A 20,763-nucleotide genomic window follows, 5' to 3' on the forward strand; every position below is an offset into this window, starting at 1 on the left:
CCCCGCGTGCGCGAGTGTCGGTCCATTGTGCGTTCGCGATCAGCTCATTGCAACGGCGCATGCGGGGCTGATTGCGTTCACCGTCAATTCCATTGCAATGAAAGCCCTGTTGAGCCCTGTTCAGCAGAGCAAATGGGCGGGTTTTGCATTGACCACTTTCTGAACGCAACGTAGCTTTCGGGCTTGTTCAAGCGGATGTGACGGTACGGAGGGATGGCCGCCATGGGAATGACGGGTCCGGTGATCGAGGCCGAGGGGCTGCGCATGCGGTACGGCACGGCCGATGTGCTGCGCGGGGTGAGCTTCCGGGCGGAACACGGCGAGGTCGTGGCGCTCCTCGGACCGAACGGCGCCGGGAAGAGCACCACCATCGAGATCCTGGAGGGGTTCCGCATGCGCTCCGCGGGCCGGGTCTCCGTACTCGGCACCGATCCGGCCCGCGGCGACGAACGGTGGCGGGCCCGGCTCGGGATCGTGCTCCAGTCCTGGCGCGATCACGGGAAATGGCGGGTACGGGAGCTGCTCGCCCACCTCGGCGGGTATTACGCCCCCTACTCCTCCCCCGCCGCCCGCCGGCCCTGGGATCCCGGGAGACTGATCGAGACGGTCGGGCTCACCGAACACGCGGACCGGAAGATCAGGACGCTCTCCGGCGGGCAGCGGCGCAGGCTCGATGTGGCGATCGGCATCGTGGGCCGCCCCGAGGTGCTCTTCCTGGACGAGCCGACCACCGGTTTCGACCCGGAGGCCCGGCAGGACTTCCATGAGCTCGTCCAGCGGCTCGCCGCGGATCACGCGACGACGATCCTGCTCACCACCCACGATCTGGACGAGGCCGAACGCCTCGCCGACCGCGTGCTGATCCTGGCCGGCGGCCGGATCATCGCGGACGGTCCGGCCGGTGAGCTGGCCCGGCGGGCGGCGGCCCCGGACGAGGTGCGCTGGAAGCGGGCCGGGAGGCCCTTCACCGCCTCCCCCGCAGACTCCACCGCATTCGTGCGCGAGCTGTTCGGCCGGTACGGCGCGGAGATCGGCGAACTCGAAGTCCGCCGCGCCTCGCTGGAGGACACCTATATCGCCCTGCTCCGGGAGCACGGCGAGGCACCCGCGGCGGCCCCGGCCCGGGGTGAGCGGTGAATCCGGCCGCCGCGGCGCTGCGGGCCGGCTGGTCCCGGGGGCTGATCGAGCTGCGGCAGTCCTTCACCAACGCCGGGGACATCGTCTCCCATCTGCTGTGGCCGGTACTGATGCTGACCGTTCTGTACTTTCTGCGGGACACCGGTTACGGGGACGGCCCCTTCCCGCTCGGCACTCTGGTGCTGCCGGGCATCCTCGGCATGAACGCCGCGCTCGGCATGGTCGCCATGAGCCAGGTGCTGACCGCCGACCGCGAGGACGGGACCCTGCTGCGCGCCAAGGCGACACCGCACGGCATGCCGGCCCACCTGATCGGCAAGGTCGTCTCCGTCTCCGGCGGTCTCCTCGCCGATCTGGCGATTCTGCTGATCCCCGGACTGCTGCTGATCGACGGCCTGGCGACCGGCACCCCGGGCTCCTGGCTCACCGTCGCGTGGGTCCTGGTCCTCGGCATGCTCGCGACCCTGCCCATCGGCGCGGTCCTCGGCTCGCTCTTCACCAGTGCGCGGGCGCAGGGGCTGATCCAGCTGCCGGTCCTGGGCATGATCGCGGTCTCCGGCATCTTCTACCCGGTCACCGCGCTGCCGGAGTGGGTGCAGTGGATCGCCCAGCTGACCCCGGTCTACTGGCTCGGCCTCGGCATGCGGTCGGCGCTGCTGCCGGACGCGGCGGTCACCGTCGAGATCGGCGAATCCTGGCGGCAGTGGGAGACGGCCGGGGTGCTGGGGCTCTGGGCGGTGATCGGACTGCTGCTGGCACCCGTCGTACTGCGCCGGGCGGCACGGCGCGAATCGGGCTCGGGGATGGCGGCGCGGCGGGAGCGGGCGCTCCGGTGGGTGGGGTGAGCAGCCCCCGGAAGACACAGGGCCGCCGCGGACGCAGGGCCGCCGCGGACACGGGGCCGCGGAGACACGGGAACGGCGGCGGAGCCCGAGAGGGTGCTCCGCCGCCGGCCGGGCCGGGTCAGGCCCGGAGGTGAGAGGTGTCGTTGAGCAGCCGGACCGAGGCGTTCCCGTCGGCGTAGTACGCCACCGCCGACACCGACGCCGCCGACAGCTCCATGCGGAAGAGCGACTCCGGCGGTGCGCCGAGTGCCAGCCGCACCAGGGTCTTGATCGGGGTGACATGGGTGACCAGCAGGACCGTACGGCCCGCCGCCCCGGCCAGCAGCCGGTCCCGGGCCGCCGCGACCCGGCGGGCGACCGCGGCGAAGCTCTCGCCGCCGCCGGTGGGGGCCGCCTTGGCCGAGGTCAGCCAGGTGTGCAGATCGTCGGCGTACCGCTCCTGGACCTCGGCGAAGGTCAGGCCCTCCCAGGCGCCGAAGTCCGTCTCGCGCAGTCCGTCCTCGATCCGGACATCGAGACCGAGGCGCGCGGCCACCGTCTCGGCCGTCTCCCGGCAGCGCTTCAGCGGCGAGCTGACGATCTCCTGGACCGTGCCGCGCGCGGCGAGTGCCGCCGCGGTCGCCTCGGCCTGGCGGCGGCCCACCGCCGAGAGGACGGGGTCGCTGCCGCCGCTGCCCGAGAAACGCTTCTCGGGGGTGAGGGCCGTCTCGCCGTGGCGCAGCAGTACGAAGGTGGCCGGCGCCCCGAGATCGGCGGGCGCGGCCCAGCCGACGGGAGGCGCGGCCGAGGTGGCGGTGGCCTCCCCCGGGACGGCGGCGGAGGCGGAGGTGGCCGCGAGAGCCGCGCGGGCCTTCGCCGCACCCGCCGCCGCGTCACCGGCCACCCGGGCCGCCGCGGGCTCGCGGGCGCCGAGCTCGGCCGCGGAGCGCCCGGGCTCCCACTGCCTGCCCTGCTTGCCCGCGTCCATCGCCTCATTGGCGAGCCGGTCCGCGTGCTTGTTCCTCTCGCGCGGGATCCACTCGTAGGTCACCGACGAGGCGGGGTAGATCCGCCCGGCCGCCGCCGCGAGCGGCTTCATGTCCGGGTGCTTGATCTTCCAGCGGCCGGACATCTGCTCGACGACGAGCTTGGAGTCCATCCTGACCAGGACCGATGCCCCGGGGTCCAGGGCGTACGCCGCCTTCAGCCCGGCGATCAGGCCCTTGTACTCGGCGACATTGTTCGTCGCGACACCGATGTACTCGGCGGCCTCGGCGAGGGTCTCGCCGGTGGCCGCGTCGCTCACCACGGCGCCGTAGCCCGCGGGGCCCGGGTTGCCCCGCGAGCCGCCGTCCGCCTCGACGACGAACTTCGGCATCAGACGCCGGACTCGGCGGTACGGACGAGGATGCGGTGGCAGTTCTCGCAGCGCAGCACCGTGTCGGCCGAGGCGGCGCGCACATCGTTGACCTCGGTGATGTTCAGCTCCAGCCGGCAGCCCTCGCAGCGGCGCTGGTAGAGCTTGGCGGCACCGACGCCGCCCTGCTGGACGCGGAGCTTCTCGTACAGCTTCAGCAGATCGGCCGGGATGACGGCGGAGACGGTCTCCCGCTCCTTGGTGACGGTCGCGATTTCGGCGTTCAGCGACTCCAGCGCGGTGTCCCGGCGGGCCGTGGCGTCGTCAACCTTGGCCTGTACGGCGGATACCCGCTCGGTCAGTTCGTTGACGCGCTCCTGAGTGGACTCGCGGCGCTCCATCACATCGAGGACGACGTCCTCCAGATCGCCCTGGCGCTTGGCCAGCGAGACGATCTCGCGCTGGAGGTTCTCCAGGTCCTTGGGCGAATTGATCGCACCGGAGTCCAGGCGCTGCTGGTCGCGCACGGCGCGCTGGCGCACCTGGTCCACGTCCTGCTCCGCCTTGGTCTGCTCGCGGGCGAGGTCGCTCTCCTCGGTCTGCGCGGCGACCAGCAGATCCCGGAGCTGGGTGAGGTCCTTGGTGAGCGAGTCGATCTCGGCGTGCTCGGGCAGCGTATTGCTCTTGTGGGCGAGCTGGGACAGGCGTACGTCGAGGGCCTGGACGTCGAGGAGTCGGATCTGGTCGGCGGGCGCGGCGTTCAGTTGGGGGCTCCAGGAGAAGAGAATCGGGAAGACCAGGGATCGGTGACCGTGCGCGAGACATGGACCCTGAGGTCCCAGCCGCGCCGGTCGGAAATCTCGTCGAGCTGGGCGGCCGCCAGCTCGCACCAGGGCCATTCGGTGGCCCAGTGCGCGGCGTCCACCAGCCCGAGCGGGGAGTGCTGGGTGGCCTCGGAGACCGGGTGGTGACGGAGGTCCGCGGTGAGGAAGGCGTCGGCGCCCGAGGCGCGCACCGCGCCGAAGAGGCTGTCGCCGGAGCCGCCGCTCACCACGACGGTGCGGACCATCGCGTCCGGGTCGCCGGCGAGGCGGATGCCCTGGGCGGTGGCGGGGAGCAGCTTCGCCGCGCGGGCGGCGAATTCGGCGAGGGTGACAGGGTGGTCGAGCTCACAGACGCGGCCCAGTCCGCGGCGGCCCTCCGGGGTGGCGGGATCGGGGGATTCGGGCAGCAGCGGACGGACGACCCGCAGGCCGAGCGCGCCCGCGAGGGCGTCGGAGACCCCGGGGTCGGCCTTGTCGGCATTGGTGTGGGCGACATGGAGCGCGATGTCGTTCTTGATCAGGGTGTGCACGACGCGGCCCTTGAAATGACCGGCCGCGACCGTGGTCGTCCCCCGCAGATAGAGGGGATGGTGCGAGACGATCAGCTGGGCGCCCAGCCCGATCGCCTCCTCGGCGATCTCCTGGACGGGGTCGACGGCGAAGAGCACCCGCCGGACATCGGCTTCCGGATCTCCGCAGACCGTGCCGACCGCGTCCCACTGCTCCGCCCACTCGGGTGGCCAGAGGGCGTCGAGGGCGGCGATGACTTCAGACAGCTGGGGCACGCAAACAGGTTACCCGCGCTCCGCGCCCCCTTGGGCTGGGCCTCCGGCCGGGGTCGCGGTGCGCGGGGGTCCCGGGCCGCCCGGGACCGGGTGCGGGCGGGGTCCGCGGCGGCCCGGGGCCGGGCTTTTCCGGCCTGACCTGCGGCCCGGCCCGGCGGCCGGATGCCGCTCCGTCCGTGGCGCGGGGCGGCCGGAGCCCGGCGCCGAGCCGGAATCCGGCCTCGCGGTACGGCCTGAAACGGACCCGGAACGGGCTCCGGGCGGCCCCGGAGCGCGGTCCGGAACAGGGGGCGGACGGGGTCCGGAGGGCCGGGCGCGGGGCCCGTTCCGGCACCCTCCGCAGCACAGCCGGAGCGTTTCTCTCAGCGAAATCCCGACTTGGCCACCCTTATGTGTGAACAGGCGTGTCTCGTGTTGTTCGGCAGGAAGTGCGAAACCTAGCTTTCATGGCCGGAGGTGACGAACCGATGACAGCCTGTGCCATCGAGGCCGCCACAGAATTGGGATCCATCAGCGGCGGGGGTTTCACGATCGCCGCGGACGGCTCGTACGCGGCCCGGCTCGCGGGGGAGGGAGAGGCCCTGTTCCCGGAGCGGTGGACGCTCGCCGGGCCCGAGCCGTACGCCGTGCCGCTGCCGCTGGGACAGCCGGAGGAGCGGGACACCGACCTGGTGCCGCTCGCCGACGGCCGGGTACTGATCCGGCGGGGGGTGGCCGGACGCCATCTGTTCTCGCTGCTCTACCCGGCCGGACCCGGCACGGCCGAGCTGCCGCTCGGCGGTGTCGAATGCCGGGAGCTGCGGCTGCTGCCGCCCTCGCCGGACGGGAACCGGGCGTACGCCATCGCCCCCGGCCCGCGTTCCACCTCGGTCTGGCTGGTGGCCGGGGGTGCCTTCGGGCCGGAGCATGTGGCCGAGGTGCCGGGGGTCTGTTCCGGCGGCGCCTGGCTGGACCGTACGGGCCGGCTGCTCGCGCTCGACCGGGGGTGGAGCGGTGGCGGCCCGGTGAAGACCGTGGTGGTGGATCTGGAGCGCGGCGGCGAGGTGAGCGAGCTGCTCCAGATCACCGAGGACAGCAATGACCGGCTGCTGATGGCCGACCCCGACAGCGGGCTGCTGCTGATCAGCTCGGACGCGCCGGGACACCAGCGGCTGGGCTGGGGGGTGCTCGGCAGTCTGCGGCCGGTGCGGTTCCCGGAGTCGCTGCGGATGGCGGAGTGCGCGGTCACCCCCTTCGCGGTGCAGCCGGGGCAGGTGCTGATGCCGGAGAGCTGTGGGGTGGCCCTGCGGATCGACGGACCGGACGGCAGCAGGCCGGCGGTCTGGCGGCCGTCGGGCGGGCGGATCCACCAGCTCGGCGCGCCGGACGGCTGGCTGACGGGTACGGGTCTGTGGAGCCCGGAGGGGGTGCTGCGGCTGCCCTGTGTCACGGGGGCGGAGCGGTGCGGGGTGGCCCGGGTGGAGACGGCTGACATCTTCGCCCGGGAGGAGCGGGAGCTGCGGACGAAGCGGGAGTCGCGGGCCGCGGTCCGGGAGACCCGGGTCCGGCGCGCACCGGTCGCGCGCGCCGGCGGGCCCGGTCCGCTCGGCGGCGGACCGGTGGGCCGGGAGGGCTTCGGCACCCGGGAACTGATGGGGTTTCCGGTCGACGGCGGCACCGGTTCGATGACGGTCTACAAGCCGATTCCCTTGCAGCAGGCACCTCTCATGGGGCGGATGGGGCCTGGCTAAACTTTGCTCCCTGCGAATCAATCAGCGATTACGACGGGGGCAGTTCCCACATGTCTGAAGCAGCAACCGCCACCACCGAAGCCCTTCCGCAGGAGGCGGACGGGACGGCGGAGGCCGAAGGTGCCGGTAAGCACAGGGGAGTCGCGGCGGCCGAGGAGTCGGCGCAGGAGCCGCACGGCAAGCACCGGAAAGTGTCCTCGGGCGCACATGCGTGACGCGGGCGCGGGCGCTGGCCGGGCGGACTCACCGCCGGATCGGCCGGCGCGTCCGTCGCCGCACCGGCCGGCGGGTCCTCCGCCGGATCCGCCGGCGGGCTGAGACCACCCGCCGGCCCGGCCGGGGCGGGGAGATCCCCGCCCCGGCCCCGGGGGCACGGGGGCCGGGGCCGTACACACCCGCCCGTACCGCCGAAAAACGTTTGCCGTGCCCGGAGGGCCTGGGTAGCGTCACCGCGCGTGACTCCCACCCTCCGCACCCAGCGCCTCGTCCTGACCCCCTACATCCGGTCCGACGAGGACGATTTCGTCGCCCTCTTCCAGGACACCGAGGTCTCCCGCTGGATGGGCGACGGCCCCGGGTCGGAGGAGGAGGATCGCGCGCTCTTCGGGCGGATCTTCACCAAGGTGTACGCCCGGAACCTCTTCGACGTCTGGGCCGTGCGCCGGGACGGCGTGCTGGCCGGACATGCCGAGATCAAGCGGACCGACGAGGTCCGGGGGTACGAGATCATCTACGCGCTCGCCCCCTCCGCATGGGGATCCGGGCTGGGCACCGAGATCGCGGAGGCGCTCATCGCCCATGGTTTCGGCACCCTCGGACTGACCGAGATCCATGCCACGGTCGCCGAACCGAACCGGGCGTCGCTCAATCTGCTGGAGCGGCTCGGTTTCGTCCATGTCCGGGACATCGCCGAGGACGACGGCTCCACCACCCGTGTCCTCACCCTGAGCAAGGCTTCCTGAGACCGCTTCGGAGAGTTCCGCCCCGGTGCGGCCCCGCTTCCGGCCCAACGCCTCCGCCGGTTCCGGGAGATGCCGGGGACCGGCCGGGCTCCCTGCCCGGCCCGGCTCCCGGGAGGGCTCCTGACGCCGCGTCGGACAGAAATCTGACACGCAGTCATATGAGCCGCCGGTTCCGGGCCGCACAGGGGGCGGCGGGCGGGCGCGACCGGCCCGGGCGGGGCATCATCCCAGGTCGGACGGGCTTTCATGACTACGCTGCCGGGGTGGAAGAAATGCCGCGCGATCATCGCCCCGCGAAGTCCGTACGCGTCCTGCTGGCCGAGGACCCCGGCACACCCCATGGCGCCCTGGCCCTGCTGCTCGGAATGGCGGCCGAGATCGAGGTCGTCGCCCGGGTGGAGCGGGGCGAGGACATCGCCCCCGCGGCACTCGCCGCGCGGCCGGACATCGCCCTGCTGGACATCGGGGTGCCGGGCCGCGACGCACTGGAGGCGGCGGTGGAGCTGCGGGCGGAGGTGCCGGAGTGCCGGGTGATCGTCCTGACCCCGTCCGCCCGGCCCGGGGTGCCGGGCCGGGCGCTGGCGGCCGGAGTGGCGGGGCTGCTGGTCAAGGACGGGCCCGTGGAGGAACTGATCGGGGCCATCCGGCAGGTGCTGACCGGGGAGACCGTCATCGATCCCGCACTCGCGGCGGCGGAGGCCGCGGCGGGCGGCGGCGCGCCGGGGCAGGGCACGGGCACGACGGGCACCACCGGGCCGGCCTGCACCCCGGCGGCGGGCTGAGAGGCGCGCGGGCACGGACGCACGGGACCGGGGACATGAGCCGGGGGCGTACGGAACCGGGTGCACGGAGCGGCCCGGGCGGAGGGACGCGTACCCCCGGCGGAACGGCTCCCGCGCCCCCGTCCCCGTCCCGTCAGTGCTCCGCGCGGCGCGGCAGCCAGACCAGAATCAGCACCGCGCAGGTCAGCAGCAGTCCGGCGCACACCTGGAACGCCTGGGCGTATCCCGCCGCCAGATCCTCCGGGGCCGTGCTGCCGGCGGTGCGGGAGGCCGCGACCGTGGACAGGACGGCGAGTCCCAGCGCGCCGCCCATCGTGCGCGAGGTGTTGATGAGACCCGAGACCAGCCCCGCGTCCCCCGGATCCGCGCCCTCGGTCGCCAGCGCGGCGAGCGGGGTCGTGGCCAGGCCGATACCGAACATCATCAGGATGCCGGGGCCCAGGATCGTGGTGACGAAGGTGCCGTCGGAGGTCATCAGGGACTGCCAGCCGAACCCGGCGGCGGCGAAGAGGGCGCCCGCGACGGCGATCGGTTTCGCCCCGGCCCGCGCCATCAGCCGGGGTGCCAGCTTGGATCCGACGACAATGCTGACGGAGCTGGGGATCAGCGCGAGACCGGCCTCCATCGGGGTGTAGCCGAGCACATTCTGGGCGTACACCGTCATGAAGAACCACATGGCGAACGAGGCCGAACCGCAGAGCATCATCGTCACATTGGCCGCGGTGACCGACCGGGAGCGGAAGAGCTTCAGCGGCATCAGCGGGCTCTTCGTCCGCGACTCGACCAGGACGAAGAGGCCGAGCAGCAGCACCCCGCCGAGCAGGGTGAGCAGGGTGGCCGGGGCGGTCCAGCCGGACTCCTCGGTCTGGACCACGCCGTAGGCGACCGCCGCGAGGCCGCCGGTGACCAGGAGTGCCCCGGGGAGATCCAGCTTGCGGCCCGCGTTCTCCCGGCTCTCGGTGAGCCAGATGGCCGCGCCGATCAGAACCAGCACCCCGACCGGCACATTGATCAGCAGCACCCAGCGCCAGGAGAGCAGATCGGTGAGGACACCGCCGACGAATCCGCCGGCCGCGCCGCCCGCCGCGCCCACCGCCGACCAGGTCCCGATCGCCCGGGTCCGCGCGGGCCCCGCGGGTATGGCGGAGGTGACGATGGTGAGTGTGGCCGGGGCGAGCACCGCCGCGCCGAGTCCCTGCACCGCCCGGGCGGCGAGCAGTTGCCAGCCCTCCTGCGCGAGACCGCCCGCGAGGGACGCGGCGGTGAAGAGCGCGAGTCCGAATATGAAGGTCCGCTTCCGCCCGAAGATGTCCGCCGCCCGGCCGCCGAAGAGCATGAAGCCGGCGAACGCGATGGAGTAGGCGTTGAGCACCCACTGGAGGCCAGTGGTGGAGAGTCCGAGGTCGGCGCGCATGGAGGGGAGCGCGACATTGACGACGGACACGTCGAGCACGACGAGGAAGGTGCCGGCGCACGCGGCGAGAATCGCGATCCAGGGGCGTGCGGGGCGGTTGGCGGCAGGGGACGTACGGGGCTTCCGGGCATCCGGGAGGGCTTGGACCATGGCTGTCATGGTCTCAGGCGGGGCCGTGATCCGGTATCACGATATTGCCGTATGAGAACGGCGCGGCACCGGGGCCGGCCGGGGGCGGCGGCGGAGTGACGGCCGCCGCGCGTCCGGGCCGCCGCGAGCGGCCCGGACCGCCCCGGCCGGACCCTCTCAGCCGGCGACGAGACGGATCTTGGACTGGCCGTGGCCGAGCTTCTCCCAGTCGTCCATGAAGGTCCCCTTGAGGCCGTATTCGGCGGCGAGGGTGATCAGGGTCTCGGTCCGGTAGTAGAAGTCCTCGCGCAGCACCTGGTGCTCCGTGCCCGTGGTGCGGTCGAAGGTGAAGTCGAAGTGGCCGCCGGGGGCCAGCACCCGGCCCACATGGGCGAAGCACTCCTCGATGACACCGAGCGGCGAGTGCGAGAACACGCTGTGGGCGTGGACCACGTCGAAGTAGGCGTCCGGGAGGAAGTCCAGCGTCAGATTCTGCGTGATGGTCAGATGCGGAACCTTGTCCTGGAGACCGCGCCCGGTCAGGGTCTCCTTCGCGGACATCAGGATGTCGGGCGAGATGTCTATGCCGTAGTAGTTGCCCGGGTTCAGATAGTCGATGAAGTGCCAGCCGGCCCTGAGGTTGCCGCAGCCGATGTCGAGCATCCGGTCCTCGGGGGCGAGGTCGTGCCCGCGCAGATAGTCGAACTGCATCTTCCCCAGCGCGAGCCAGCGGTCGTGGGTCCGGCTGCCGACCGCCGCCTCCGGGTTGCGGCGGGTGTCCGAGGCCATCACCGCGCGGTAGTAGCTGACATGGTCGCGGTGCTTGAAGGCCAGCCAGCGGTCACGGGCGGCCCGCTTCACATAGGGACCGACGCGCGCCGGATTGGCGGCGGCGTACCGGACCTTGTGGACAAGGGAGGACCGGTTGGCGACAAGGTTCTTCTTGGTGGCCATGCGTGCTTCGTCTCCATCACGAGAGGGGATGCCTCGGCCCGAACTATACACATGCTGTATACACAGGATGTATAGATGCGGTGTATAGAAGGTGGGGATGCGCTGCGCAGGGAGAGCTCGGGACATTTCGGAGCCGGGTCGGAGCGGGTCCGGCCCCGGATCGGGGACAAGTCCGGGGCCGGACCGGAGGACGCGTCCGGCCGGTCGGCACCACCGTGGCGCATGAGGCGGGCCACGACAAGGCTCTGTTCACAGGCCATCGATGGGGCGGTCCGCCCGGCCCCGCCCGGCCTCCCGGCCCGCCGGCCGCCCTCCCCCGGGGTCCGGAATCGACCGCGGGTGACCGCACACGCACCCCCACCGGCGAAGATGGATCGCCCGGCCACCGCCCCGGCGGCGGCCGGCACACCCCCGCACCCCGCCGCGCCGGCCGCTCCGGCGGCGGCGCGGCCCGCACCCGCCTGGAGGAGCCCCGCACATGACCGCCGTCATCCCCGAGCCGGACGTACTGGCAGCGTTCGAGAGCGCCAAGGGATTCATGCCCCGCGCCGAAGGACTCGCCCTCCATGCCGCGGCCGTCGCGGCGGGCGCGCTCGGGCTGCCCCTGCTGGAGGTGGGGACCTACTGCGGGCGGTCGGCCATCCTGCTCGCCGCCGCCGCCCGCGCCGCCGGCACGACCGCCGTCACCGTCGACCACCACCGCGGCAGCGAGGAGCAGCAGGAGGGCTGGGAGTACCACGACCCCTCCGTGGTCGACCCCGAGGTGGGCCGGATGGACACGCTGCCCACCTTCCGGCGGACCCTGCACCGGGCCGGCCTGGAGGAGCACGTGGTGGCCGTCGTCGGACGGTCACCGCAGGTCGCCCGGCTCTGGAACACCCCGCTCGGCCTGGTCTTCATCGACGGCGGGCACACCGAGGAGCATGCGAACGGCGACTACGAGGGGTGGGCGCCCCATGTCGCCGAGGGCGGCCTGCTGGTGATCCACGATGTCTTCCCGGACCCGGCGGACGGCGGCCGGCCGCCCTATCACGTCTATCTGCGCGCCCTGGGATCCGGCGCCTTCACCGAGGTCTCCGTGACCGACTCGCTGCGGGTGCTGCGGCGTACGGGGCCGGGAATCTGAACCGTCCGGTTAGCATCGCGCAGGTGTCGTACGACGAGTTCCACCCGCCCCGCCGCCGCGGGCCCCGCCGGGCCGCGATCACCGCGGCCGTACTCCTCCCGGCCGCCCTCGCGGGGTGGCTGGCCTGGCAGTCGGCCGGCGGGACGGACGGGGAGGGGCCGGCGGGGGCCCGCCCGGGGCCGTCCGGCGCGGCCCCGGCGCGCACGGATCCCGGCACCCCGGACCCGAAGAATTCCACGCGGCCGGAGACGGGCACGCGTACCCCGGAGAACGGGACCGGGAAGCCCTCCGCCCCGGAGCGGGCCCGGCCGCGCCCCGGCCCGCTCTCCGGGCGGACCGTGGTCATCGACCCCGGCCACAATCCCGGCAATTTCCAGCACACCGCGGAGATCAATCGCAAGGTGGACATCGGAACCAATCGCAAGGAATGCGACACAACGGGTACCTCCACCAACGACGGTTACACCGAGGCCGCATTCACCCGGGATGTTTCACAACGTCTTCGCACCCTGCTGGAGAAGCAGGGCGCGAGGGTGGAATTCACTCATGACAATGACCGGCCGTTCGGCCCCTGTGTCGACGAACGGGCCCGTATCGGGAACAGCGCCGGAGCCGATGCCGCCATTTCCGTGCATGCCGACGGGTCCGCGCAGGGCAACCGCGGTTTCCATGTCATTCTCCCCGGCGCGGTCCGCGCGGGCGGGGCGGACACCGGCCCGATTGTCGGCCCTTCCCGGGAGCTCGGGGAGAGAATCGCCGGACGCTTTGTCCGGGCCACCGGCAGCGCCCCGGCGAACTACGTCGGCGGCGGTACCGCACTGGATGTGCGCAAGGATCTCGGCGGACTGAATCTCTCCACCGTCCCCAAAGTGTTCATCGAATGCGGCAATATGCGAGACTCCCGGGACGCCGCTCTGCTGAAAAGCCCGGAGTGGCGGCAGAAAGCAGCGCTGGGAATCGCCGAGGGAGTGCACGGCTTCCTTCTCCGGTAACCGCCGCGAGGCATGCCGATCACACCCGGGAAGGCCGCCCCGAACACGCCGCCGCACCGGGACGACTCCCGATACCGGGCAGACGTCGGCGCCGGGCAGACGATAGATTCCTCCCTACGACAGGGGTCACCCCCAGGCTCCGCTCCGTGCCCAGCGCCCCGGCGGCGGCGACCACCGCCCCCGATGAGACGACCCACAAAGGACTTTCTACGTGAACATCCGCTCCCTCACTCGAGGCGATGGCGTGGTGATCGGAGCAGCGGTACTGCTGTTCATCGCCTCGTTCCTGGAAACCATCGACTGCTCCGGACCCAACTGTGAGGACGCGCCGAACGCCTGGGACAACGGTGCGCTGTTCATGGGTGTGTATCTGGCCGGTGTCGTCAGCGCCGTCCTGATCGCCCTCGCGCATCTGCTGCCCCGCCCGCCGAAGGTGCTGGGCATCGAGCTGGGCCACCTCGGTCTCGCGCTGGCCGTCTTCTCCGCGTGGACCGCGATCGGCGGCATCTTCGACCCGGCCGGACCGGCGAACATCGGCAACTTCAGCCCCGACGCCGGCACCGGCATGATCCTCGGCTTCATCGCCGCGCTCGTCCTCGCCGCCGGCGCGGTCGGCTCGCTCCTCGTGCCCGCGCTGAAGGCACCGCTGATCGGCGCCCCGCGCCCGGCCGCGACGCCCGCTCCCTACGGCGGCCAGCCCCAGGGCGGCTACGGCTACCCGGGCGCCGGCGCGCAGCAGCAGCCGTACGGCGGCCAGCCGGGACCGTCGCAGCCCTCGTACGGCGGCCAGCCCCAGGGGCAGCCGGCACCCGGGGGACAGCCGCAGGGCGGCGCGCCGGAGTTCGCGCCGTTCTGGTTCGCGGTACCGGTGGCGCGTCCGCTGTACGGCGAGGACGGCTCGCCCACCCCGATCGCCGAACTCGCCCCCGGCACCTGGTATCTGGCGGTGGAGCAGCGCGGCCACGGGCTGATCGCCCAGACCCAGGACGGCCGCCGCGGCCTGCTCCAGGACACCTCGGGCATCCAGCGCGGCTGACCCCCGCCGGCCCCCGGCCATGGCCCCCCGCCTTCCGGGCGGGGGGCCATGGCCGTACCCGGAGCACCCGATGCCGGTGAACCATCAGCGGGTCGGCCGGATCGGCGCGCGGACGGCCGGGTACGCGCCGCGCGCCCCGGCCACGTGGAGCACGGCACACCGGCCCGTACGGGCCCGGATCGGCACTTCCCCCGGACGGCACCGCCCGAGGGCGCACCGATCGGCGCGTACGGAACCGGAAGGATGTTCACCACGCGGCTCGTCGCGGGACCGGATCGCCGCACAGCCGGCGGCGTGGCGGGCCGGCCCGGTCACCGGTCTGCCGGTCACGCACTCCCGCGCTCCGCAGGAGCGCCGGTTCAGCCGAGCTGGGTCAGGCTCGGGACCTTCTCCGTCACCTCGGCGCCCGCGCTCTTCCCGGCCTGCTTGATGTCATTGATGACGCCCTCGACATTGCCGATGTCGGAGGTGCCGGCCGCGCCCTCGCGGAGCTTGGTGCCGATGTCCTTCAGCGACGCGATCCCGGCCGCCAGCGGGGCCACCGCCTTGGAGAGCAGCGGATCACCCTTGGCGTTCTTCAGCGCGGCCTGGAGCCTGTTGTAGGTGAAGGCGCCCGCGAGCCCGGCCTTGACCAGGGTGAAGGTCCGGCCCTCCGCGCCCTTCTCGAACTTCCCCTCCCGGTACGGCTTGATGATCCACTGATAGGCCGCGCCCGCCGCGAGGCCCGCGTTGGCGACGAATTTGGCCTTGGCGTACTTCTGCGCCCGCGCCGACGACGTGGCGCTCACGGAGGACGAGGCGGTGCCGCCGGAATCGCCGCCGCACGCCACTCCGCCGAGGAGCAGCGCACCGCACAGGACCGCGGCGGCCAGGGCCCGGCGTATCGGAGAAGGAACCACAGCACACCTCCCTGGGGACCGGCCCCGCACCGGGTGGGCGGTGCGCTCGGGGCCGTCCTCGCAGCCTCACCCGAACGGCCGAGTTCCGCCACTCGGGCGAACCCGGACGGGTGAGGCCCCCCGGGTCCGTCCGGGTGACGCGCGCGTGACACGCGCCGGCGGACAGAGCCGAATCCATGGGTTTCACGGGCTCACAAGCGGCAACACGAGGGCCATGAGTCCTCGCCATCGCAACGGAACGCACCAGGCCGCGACGGTCATAGCGATCGTCGCCGATGTCATGGCCCTGATCCTGGGCCTCTGGATCCTCATGTATCTGCTGGACGCCAACAGCGCCAACGATCTCGTCGCCTTCATCAGGGACGCCGCCCACTGGCTGGCGGGCTGGTCCTACGACCTCTTCACCTTCGACGAGGCATGGGCGCGCGTGGTCGCCGGATACGGCCTCGCGGCCGTGGTCTATCTCTTCATCGGCCACGCGGTGGCCGGACGGCTGCGCCGCCACTGAACCCGGGTGCGGGGCCCCGGCCGGCTCCGGGCCGGGCCCCCGCGCCCGTCACGGCTCAGCCCTTCCCGGTCAGCCCCCCGCCCGTCACAGCTCTCCCGGCCCTTACCGGTCAGCCCTCGCAGCAGTCGGGGGCGAGTCCGTGCGGCAGACGTTCGCCGCCGAAGACCGCGGTGGTCGCCTCGTCCCCCCCGAGCGCGGCCACCGCCAGCAGCAGTGAGCCGGCCGTCCAGGTGGTGCGCTCCTCCGGCCAGACCGCGCGATGGCCCTCGAAGACGTAACCCGTCCAGTACATCCCGTCCGGCGCGCGCAGATGCCCGATGGACTGGAGGATCTCCAGCGCCCGGTCCGACTCGCCGACCGCCCAGAGCGCCAGGGCGAGTTCACAGCTCTCGCCGCCGGTCACCCAGGGGTTGGGCAGCACACAGCGCACACCCAGGCCCGGGACGACGAACTCCGCCCACCGCTCCTCGATCCTCTTCCTGGCCTCGGCGCCGGTGAGCGCGCCCCCGAGGATCGGGTAGTACCAGTCCATCGAGTAGCGGTTCTTGTCCAGGAAGCGCTCGGGGTGCCGGCGGATGGCGTGGGCGAGGGCGCCCGCCGCCAGTTCCCAGTCCGGCTGCGGCTCCTCCCGCGCCTCGGCGATGGCCAGCGCGCAGCGCAGCGCGTGGTGGACGGAGGAGGAGCCGGTGAGCAGCGCGTCATGGACGGGGGTGTCGCCGTCCTCGGGCGATTCGCGCTTCCAGCCGATCTGTCCGCCCGGCTGCTGGAGCCGGAGCACGAACTCGACGGCGGCGCGGACCATCGGCCAGTTCCGGTCGAGGAACATGTCGTCGCCGGTGGCGAGGTAGTGGTGCCAGACACCGACGGCCGGATAGGCGCAGAAGTTGGTCTCGCGCCCGCGGTCGGAGGGCCGGCCGGGGTCGCCGTCGGCATAGGCGGCGTACCAGGAGCCGTCCTCGTTCTGATGGCGCCGCAGCCACTCGTACGCCGCGGCGGCGGCCTCGTGCTCACCCGCCGCGTCGAGCGCCATCGCGGCCTCGGTGTGGTCCCACGGGTCGAGATGGTGGCCCCGGAACCAGGGGATGGCGCCGTCGGGGCGCTGCACCGCCCGGATCCCGGCGACGGTCTCGGCGGCCTGCTCGGCGGTGAGCACCCCGGGCAGCACCAGATGCTCGGTGCGCGGGGAGCGGGGCGATGTGGTCACGCGGCGGCCCTGGGGAGCTGGGGCTTGGTCGCGTAGGCCACGAAGCTCTTGCCGATGAGCGGGTTGAGCGCCTGCTCGGCGAGGCGGGTGGCGAGGGGCTTCTTCATGATGTCCCAGACCAGCAGCCGGTGGTACGCCTTGACGGGCAGGGCTTGGTCGTTGTCGACGCCGAAGGCGCACTTCAGCCACCAGTAGGGGCTGTGCAGGGCGTGGGCGTGGTGGGTGCCGTAGGGCACGAGTCCGGCTTCCCTGATGCGGTCGAGGAGTTCATCGGCCCGGTAGATACGGATATGGCCGCCCTCGACCTCGTGGTACGCGTCGCTCAGCGTCCAGCAGATCTTCTCGGGGCCGTACCGGGGCACGGTGACGGCGATCCGGCCGCCCGGCTTGAGGACCCGCACCATCTCGGCGAGGACTCCCTTGTCGTCGTGGATGTGCTCCATCACCTCGGAGATGATCACGACATCGAAGGAGTCGTCGGGGAAGGGGAGATTGAGCGCGTCCCCCTCCATGGCGGTGGCGGTGGCGCCCTCGGGGGCCTCCCCCTCTTCCTTCATGGCGGCGAACCACTTGGCGACCTCGCGGATCTCCTCGGCGCTGCGGTCGAGTGCGACGACCCGGGCGCCGCGCCGGTAGCACTCGAAGGCATGCCGCCCGGCGCCACAGCCGAGGTCGAGTACGCGGTCGCCCGCCGCCAGGGGGAAGCGGGAGAAATCGACGGTCAGCACGGGGTCCCGCTTTCGCAGTCGGGGGTTCCGGTACGGGTCGGGCCGGAGCCGGTGGTCGGGGGCGGAGAGGCGGAGGGGTACGGGGCGGGCATGCGTCCCCCGGGTGCGGGGCGGGCGGACGCGGACGGGGCTCCCGGGGAGCCGGGGGTCACCGGGCGGCCCGGTCGAGCGCGGCGCGGTAGAGCTCCACCGTGCCCTGAGCGGCCCTGGCCCAGGTGAATCGTTCCAGCACGCGTTCCCGGCCGGCCGTGCCGAGCCGGGCCCGGAGGCCGGCGTCGGAGAGCAGCCGGCCGAGCGCGGCGGCGAGTGCGCCGGGGTCACCCGGGGGCACGGCGAGACAGCTCTCGCCGTCCGGGCCCGCGACCTCGGGAATCGCCCCGCCGGTGGTGGCGACCAGCGGTGTGCCGGTGGCCATCGCCTCGGCGGCGGGCAGCGAGAACCCCTCGTACAGCGAGGGCACACAGGCGATCTGCGCCCCGCGCACGAGGTCGACGAGCTCGGTGTCGGAGATGCCCTTGACGAATCGGACGGCGTCCTGGAGTCCGTGACGGGCGATCATCCGGCCGACGGGGCCGTCCTCGGCACGCTTGCCGACCACGACGAGGTGGGCGCCGGGGTGTTCGGCGCGGAGCTCGGCCAGCGCCTCCACCAGGTGGACGAGGCCCTTGAGCGGCACATCGGCGCTGGAGGTGGTGACGATCCGGCCGGGGATCTCGGGGACGGCGGGATCGGGCGAGAAGAGATCGGTGTCGGCGCCTATGTGGACGACGCGGATGCGTTCGCCGCGCACACCGAGCTGATCGGCGATCTCCCGCCGGGAGGTGCCGGAGACGGTGAGCACCGAGGGCAGCCGCCGGGCCACCCGCCTCTGCATCCGGGTGAAGCCGTACCAGCGCCGCACGGAGAAGCGTTTGCCCCGGCTGCCGGCGGCGTCCAGCTCCAGCCGGCGATCGACCGTGATGGGGTGGTGGACGGTGGTGACCAGGGGCGCGCCGAGGTCGCCGAGGAGCCCGTAACCGAGTGTCTGGTTGTCGTGGATGACGTCGAAGTCCCCGCGCCGCGCCCTGAGGTGGCGGCGGGCGCGCAGGGAGAAGGTGAGCGGCTCGGGAAAGCCGCCGGTCCACATGGTGGCGACTTCGAGGGCGTCGATCCAGTCGCGGTACTCGCCGCGCTTCGGGGTCCGGAAGGGGTCGGGGCTGCGGTAGAGATCGAGGCTGGGGAGCTCGGTGAGCGGTACGCCCTCGTCGAGTACGGGGTAGGGCTGGGCGCCGATCACCTCCACCCGGTGGCCCAGGCGGGCCAGTTCGCGGGAGAGGTGGCGGACATAGACGCCCTGGCCGCCGCAGAAGGGGTTGCCCTTGTAGCTGAGGAGGGCGATGCGGAGCGGGCGGTCGCCGGAGCCGTCACGGTCCCCGCGGGAGGCGGAGGGTGTGGAGGAGGCGCGGGAATCGGAGCCGCCCGGCCGGCCGGAAGAGCTCGGATGAGGTCCGGCCTCGATGGCCTCAGCGGTCACGCACGGCCCCCTTCTCACTGCGTTTCGCCGGAGCGTAACCGCTCGCGCTAATCTAGAACAAGTTTCAGACTTGACCGTGCAACAGCTTCCGAATCTACCGGCAGGTAAGGCCGCCGTGAGGGCCGGAACAGGTGATTCGCACCACGGCCGGCGCGCAGGCGCGCCGTACGCCCCCACCCTGCCCGATACTCACCCCGCAGCCCCTCGGCACCCGCTAGGAACGAGACAGTCCGCTTCTCGATGGAACGGGAGACATGAGAGCCGAAGCCAAGCCGCCGGTACCGGCCTCGCCGCCGCTGACGGAGCGCCAGGAGGCGCGCCGCCGCCGGATTCTCCACGCCAGTGCCCGGCTGGCGGGCCGGGGCGGCTTCGACGCCGTGCAGATGCGCGAGGTCGCGGAGTTGTCCGGCGTCGCGCTCGGCACTCTCTACCGCTACTTCCCGTCCAAGATCCACCTGCTGGTCGCCACCATGCAGGACCAGCTCCGGCATCTCCACACCACCCTCCGCAAGCGCCCGCCGGGCGGCGACCGCCCCGCCGACCGGGTGGCCGAGACCCTGATGCGGGCCTTCCGCGCGCTTCAGCGGGAGCCGCGTCTCGCGGAGGCGATGGTCCGCGCGCTGGCCTTCGCGGACCGGAGCGTGAGCACCGAGGTGGACACGGTCTCGCGGCAGACGACGGCGATCATCCTGGACGCGACGGGGCTGGAGAACCCGACCCCGGAACAGCTGTCGGCGGTCCGGGTGATCGAGCACACCTGGCACTCCGCACTGATCACCTGGTTGTCGGGACGGGCGTCCATCGCGCAGGTGAGGATGGACATCGAGACGGTGTGCCGGCTCATCGACCCGACGGCGGCGGCCGGGGAGGCGCCGCGCGGCGGGGACTGAGGGGCACGGGCCGGGGTGCGGGGCGGGTACGGCTGGATTTCCCGGGTCGCGCGGCCGGCCGCCGGCTCCCGCGTCGCCGCTCGGGGACGCGGATCCCGGCAGATGAGCGCGGAGCGATGGAAGAGCGGACAGTGAGCGATGCGGCCACCGGGCCGGCGGCCCTGGCGGAGCTGGTGAGCGGGGCCCGGGAAGAGGCCGGGGGGCGGGCCGGTGACTTCACGTACCGGGAGTCGGGGGGCTGGGAGTCGGTCGCCCGCGATGTCGGCTTCTGGTGCGAGTGGCACTGGGACGAGGTGCGGGAGGAGCTGGCGGAGCGGGCCGGGGAGAGCGGTCTGCGCTGGGAATCCGTCGGGCCCGCCGTCCGGGCCGCCTTCGAGGAGACGTTCCGCGAGTCCTTCGGCTGAACCGGAGGGGGGCACGCCGGGTCGGAGGACGAACCCGCGCCCCGAGCCCGGACCCGCACCACACCGGCCCGTCCGGCGCCCGAGGACGGGCCCGCACCACACCGGCCCGTCCGGCGCCCGAGGACGGGCCCGCACCACCAGCCCGCCCGGCGCCTGAGGGCGGCCCCGCCACCCCGGGGTCGCCCGGCACACGACGGCCCCCGCGCCCCGGGGCCGCCCCGGCCCGTCCGGCGCCTGAGGACCAGGACCTCCGCCCAACACAACCCGCACCAACCGGCCGGTACAGTAGCCAGGTCGCCATCACGCCCGTACGAGGGGAAGCCGGTGCAAATCCGGCACTGACCCGCAACCGTGATCCGCCCGCCGCCGCCGGCACCCCGGACGAACCCCGCCTCCGCCCCGGCTCCGACCCACCGGCTCGGAGCCATGGACGGACGCGGCCCCGGACCGCCGCACCCGCGGCCGGCGGAGAAGTCGGAATGCCTCGTACGCGGCCGTGACCGGACTCATGCCACCGGCACCCCGCCGGTGACCGGCACCGTCGAGGAATACGGAACCGGAGCCC

20 protein-coding genes, 1 pseudogene and 1 riboswitch are annotated in these 20,763 nt (G+C 72.9%); of the genes and pseudogenes, 12 read left to right on the top strand and 9 right to left on the bottom strand.

Translation table 11 applies throughout. The features are described from left to right. Positions 1 to 222 precede the first annotated feature (222 nt). Both AAFN69_RS04905 and AAFN69_RS04910 read left to right on the top strand, forming a co-directional pair. Positions 223 to 1,137 carry an ABC transporter ATP-binding protein gene (locus AAFN69_RS04905; protein WP_347727022.1) on the top strand — a complete coding sequence of 305 codons (915 nt, stop codon included), beginning with the start codon at positions 223 to 225 and terminating at the stop codon, positions 1,135 to 1,137. Continuing rightward, positions 1,134 to 1,982, top strand: a complete 849-nt coding sequence (locus AAFN69_RS04910) for an ABC transporter permease (RefSeq protein WP_347727023.1) — start codon at positions 1,134 to 1,136, stop codon at positions 1,980 to 1,982. The genes AAFN69_RS04905 and AAFN69_RS04910 overlap by 4 nt, the downstream gene beginning before the upstream one ends. Positions 1,983 to 2,100: 118 nt before the next feature. Here the strand turns inward: AAFN69_RS04910 and AAFN69_RS04915 are convergent, their stop codons facing one another. From AAFN69_RS04915 to AAFN69_RS04925, 3 genes are read right to left on the bottom strand one after another with little or no spacing between them, the layout of a single operon-like run. After that, complete coding sequence (locus AAFN69_RS04915) at positions 2,101 to 3,339, bottom strand: bifunctional RNase H/acid phosphatase (RefSeq protein WP_347727024.1); 1,239 nt, start codon at positions 3,337 to 3,339, stop codon at positions 2,101 to 2,103. Beyond that, positions 3,339 to 4,082 carry a C4-type zinc ribbon domain-containing protein gene (locus tag AAFN69_RS04920; protein ID WP_347727271.1) on the bottom strand — a complete coding sequence of 248 codons (744 nt, stop codon included), beginning with the start codon at positions 4,080 to 4,082 and terminating at the stop codon, positions 3,339 to 3,341. Before AAFN69_RS04920 ends, AAFN69_RS04915 begins: the two co-directional genes overlap by 1 nt. Continuing rightward, complete coding sequence (locus tag AAFN69_RS04925; RefSeq protein ID WP_347727025.1) at positions 4,079 to 4,927, bottom strand: Nif3-like dinuclear metal center hexameric protein; 849 nt, start codon at positions 4,925 to 4,927, stop codon at positions 4,079 to 4,081. The genes AAFN69_RS04920 and AAFN69_RS04925 overlap by 4 nt, the downstream gene beginning before the upstream one ends. Positions 4,928 to 5,394: 467 nt before the next feature. Here AAFN69_RS04925 and AAFN69_RS04930 point away from each other — a divergent pair, with 467 nt between their 5' ends. From AAFN69_RS04930 to AAFN69_RS04945, 4 genes and pseudogenes are all read left to right on the top strand, one after another. Then, entirely contained in the window at positions 5,395 to 6,657 is a 1,263-nt protein-coding gene (locus tag AAFN69_RS04930) for a hypothetical protein (protein WP_347727026.1), read from the top strand. Between the two features lie 50 nt (positions 6,658 to 6,707). After that, positions 6,708 to 6,872 (top strand): hypothetical protein, encoded by a 165-nt coding sequence (locus AAFN69_RS04935; protein ID WP_347727027.1) that lies wholly within the window; start codon positions 6,708 to 6,710, stop codon positions 6,870 to 6,872. Between the two features lie 240 nt (positions 6,873 to 7,112). Further along, on the top strand, positions 7,113 to 7,619 hold the full coding sequence (locus AAFN69_RS04940; protein WP_347727028.1) for a GNAT family N-acetyltransferase: 507 nt from the start codon (positions 7,113 to 7,115) through the stop codon (positions 7,617 to 7,619). Positions 7,620 to 7,882: 263 nt separating this feature from the next. Then, a pseudogene (locus AAFN69_RS04945) lies at positions 7,883 to 8,329 on the top strand (response regulator); the annotation flags it as partial. 205 nt (positions 8,330 to 8,534) lie between these two features. On the opposite strand, the gene AAFN69_RS04950 reads toward AAFN69_RS04945, so the two are convergent. Continuing rightward, a complete protein-coding gene (locus tag AAFN69_RS04950) occupies positions 8,535 to 9,965 on the bottom strand; it encodes an MFS transporter (RefSeq protein WP_347727029.1) in 1,431 nt (476 codons plus the stop codon). Positions 9,966 to 10,121: 156 nt separating this feature from the next. Continuing rightward, positions 10,122 to 10,898 carry a class I SAM-dependent methyltransferase gene (locus tag AAFN69_RS04955; RefSeq protein WP_347727030.1) on the bottom strand — a complete coding sequence of 259 codons (777 nt, stop codon included), beginning with the start codon at positions 10,896 to 10,898 and terminating at the stop codon, positions 10,122 to 10,124. 478 nt (positions 10,899 to 11,376) lie between these two features. Between AAFN69_RS04955 and AAFN69_RS04960 the strand changes: the two genes are divergently transcribed. From AAFN69_RS04960 to AAFN69_RS04970, 3 genes are all read left to right on the top strand, one after another. Next, positions 11,377 to 12,024 carry a class I SAM-dependent methyltransferase gene (locus AAFN69_RS04960; protein ID WP_347727031.1) on the top strand — a complete coding sequence of 216 codons (648 nt, stop codon included), beginning with the start codon at positions 11,377 to 11,379 and terminating at the stop codon, positions 12,022 to 12,024. Positions 12,025 to 12,101: 77 nt separating this feature from the next. After that, positions 12,102 to 13,016 (top strand): N-acetylmuramoyl-L-alanine amidase, encoded by a 915-nt coding sequence (locus tag AAFN69_RS04965; protein ID WP_347727272.1) that lies wholly within the window; start codon positions 12,102 to 12,104, stop codon positions 13,014 to 13,016. A 211-nt stretch (positions 13,017 to 13,227) separates the two neighbouring features. Continuing rightward, on the top strand, positions 13,228 to 14,052 hold the full coding sequence (locus AAFN69_RS04970) for a hypothetical protein (RefSeq protein ID WP_347727032.1): 825 nt from the start codon (positions 13,228 to 13,230) through the stop codon (positions 14,050 to 14,052). Positions 14,053 to 14,411: 359 nt separating this feature from the next. On the opposite strand, the gene AAFN69_RS04975 is transcribed toward AAFN69_RS04970, so the two are convergent. Continuing rightward, positions 14,412 to 14,951, bottom strand: a complete 540-nt coding sequence (locus tag AAFN69_RS04975) for a hypothetical protein (RefSeq protein ID WP_347727033.1) — start codon at positions 14,949 to 14,951, stop codon at positions 14,412 to 14,414. Between the two features lie 214 nt (positions 14,952 to 15,165). Here AAFN69_RS04975 and AAFN69_RS04980 point away from each other — a divergent pair, with 214 nt between their 5' ends. Further along, the gene (locus tag AAFN69_RS04980) at positions 15,166 to 15,459 is read left to right on the top strand and encodes a hypothetical protein (RefSeq protein WP_347727034.1); all 294 of its coding nucleotides are present in this window, start codon (positions 15,166 to 15,168) and stop codon (positions 15,457 to 15,459) included. Positions 15,460 to 15,568: 109 nt separating this feature from the next. Here AAFN69_RS04980 and AAFN69_RS04985 read toward each other — a convergent pair whose 3' ends face one another. The 3 genes from AAFN69_RS04985 to AAFN69_RS04995 all read right to left on the bottom strand — a co-directional run bounded on the left by AAFN69_RS04985 (position 15,569) and on the right by AAFN69_RS04995 (position 18,922). Next, positions 15,569 to 16,663 carry a prenyltransferase/squalene oxidase repeat-containing protein gene (locus AAFN69_RS04985; protein ID WP_347727035.1) on the bottom strand — a complete coding sequence of 365 codons (1,095 nt, stop codon included), beginning with the start codon at positions 16,661 to 16,663 and terminating at the stop codon, positions 15,569 to 15,571. After that, positions 16,660 to 17,391, bottom strand: a complete 732-nt coding sequence (locus tag AAFN69_RS04990; protein WP_347727036.1) for a class I SAM-dependent methyltransferase — start codon at positions 17,389 to 17,391, stop codon at positions 16,660 to 16,662. Before AAFN69_RS04990 ends, AAFN69_RS04985 begins: the two co-directional genes overlap by 4 nt. Positions 17,392 to 17,539: 148 nt before the next feature. Then, positions 17,540 to 18,922, bottom strand: coding sequence for a glycosyltransferase family 4 protein (locus AAFN69_RS04995; protein ID WP_347727037.1), 1,383 nt, complete (start codon positions 18,920 to 18,922; stop codon positions 17,540 to 17,542). Between the two features lie 236 nt (positions 18,923 to 19,158). Here AAFN69_RS04995 and AAFN69_RS05000 point away from each other — a divergent pair, with 236 nt between their 5' ends. Together AAFN69_RS05000 and AAFN69_RS05005 are read left to right on the top strand one after the other, a co-directional pair. After that, positions 19,159 to 19,794: a TetR family transcriptional regulator gene (locus tag AAFN69_RS05000; protein ID WP_347727038.1), complete on the top strand. Its 636-nt coding sequence runs from the start codon at positions 19,159 to 19,161 to the stop codon at positions 19,792 to 19,794. Positions 19,795 to 19,910: 116 nt separating this feature from the next. Next, positions 19,911 to 20,198 (top strand): hypothetical protein, encoded by a 288-nt coding sequence (locus tag AAFN69_RS05005; protein WP_347727039.1) that lies wholly within the window; start codon positions 19,911 to 19,913, stop codon positions 20,196 to 20,198. A 313-nt stretch (positions 20,199 to 20,511) separates the two neighbouring features. Further along, a riboswitch (cobalamin riboswitch) is annotated at positions 20,512 to 20,576 on the top strand. Positions 20,577 to 20,763: the final 187 nt, after the last annotated feature.

The sequence above is a fragment of the Streptomyces sp. CAU 1734 genome (assembly GCF_039888735.1).
Classification (GTDB): domain Bacteria; phylum Actinomycetota; class Actinomycetes; order Streptomycetales; family Streptomycetaceae; genus Streptomyces.

Coding starts and splice junctions, on each gene's coding strand:
- AAFN69_RS04905 (WP_347727022.1), top strand. CDS start 223: ATGGGAATGACGGGTCCGGTGATCGAGGCCGAGGGGCTGCGCATGCGG.
- AAFN69_RS04915 (WP_347727024.1), bottom strand. CDS start 3,339: ATGCCGAAGTTCGTCGTCGAGGCGGACGGCGGCTCGCGGGGCAACCCG.
- AAFN69_RS04930 (WP_347727026.1), top strand. CDS start 5,395: ATGACAGCCTGTGCCATCGAGGCCGCCACAGAATTGGGATCCATCAGC.
- AAFN69_RS04935 (WP_347727027.1), top strand. CDS start 6,708: ATGTCTGAAGCAGCAACCGCCACCACCGAAGCCCTTCCGCAGGAGGCG.
- AAFN69_RS04950 (WP_347727029.1), bottom strand. CDS start 9,965: ATGGTCCAAGCCCTCCCGGATGCCCGGAAGCCCCGTACGTCCCCTGCC.
- AAFN69_RS04955 (WP_347727030.1), bottom strand. CDS start 10,898: ATGGCCACCAAGAAGAACCTTGTCGCCAACCGGTCCTCCCTTGTCCAC.
- AAFN69_RS04960 (WP_347727031.1), top strand. CDS start 11,377: ATGACCGCCGTCATCCCCGAGCCGGACGTACTGGCAGCGTTCGAGAGC.
- AAFN69_RS04980 (WP_347727034.1), top strand. CDS start 15,166: ATGAGTCCTCGCCATCGCAACGGAACGCACCAGGCCGCGACGGTCATA.
- AAFN69_RS05000 (WP_347727038.1), top strand. CDS start 19,159: ATGAGAGCCGAAGCCAAGCCGCCGGTACCGGCCTCGCCGCCGCTGACG.
- AAFN69_RS05005 (WP_347727039.1), top strand. CDS start 19,911: ATGGAAGAGCGGACAGTGAGCGATGCGGCCACCGGGCCGGCGGCCCTG.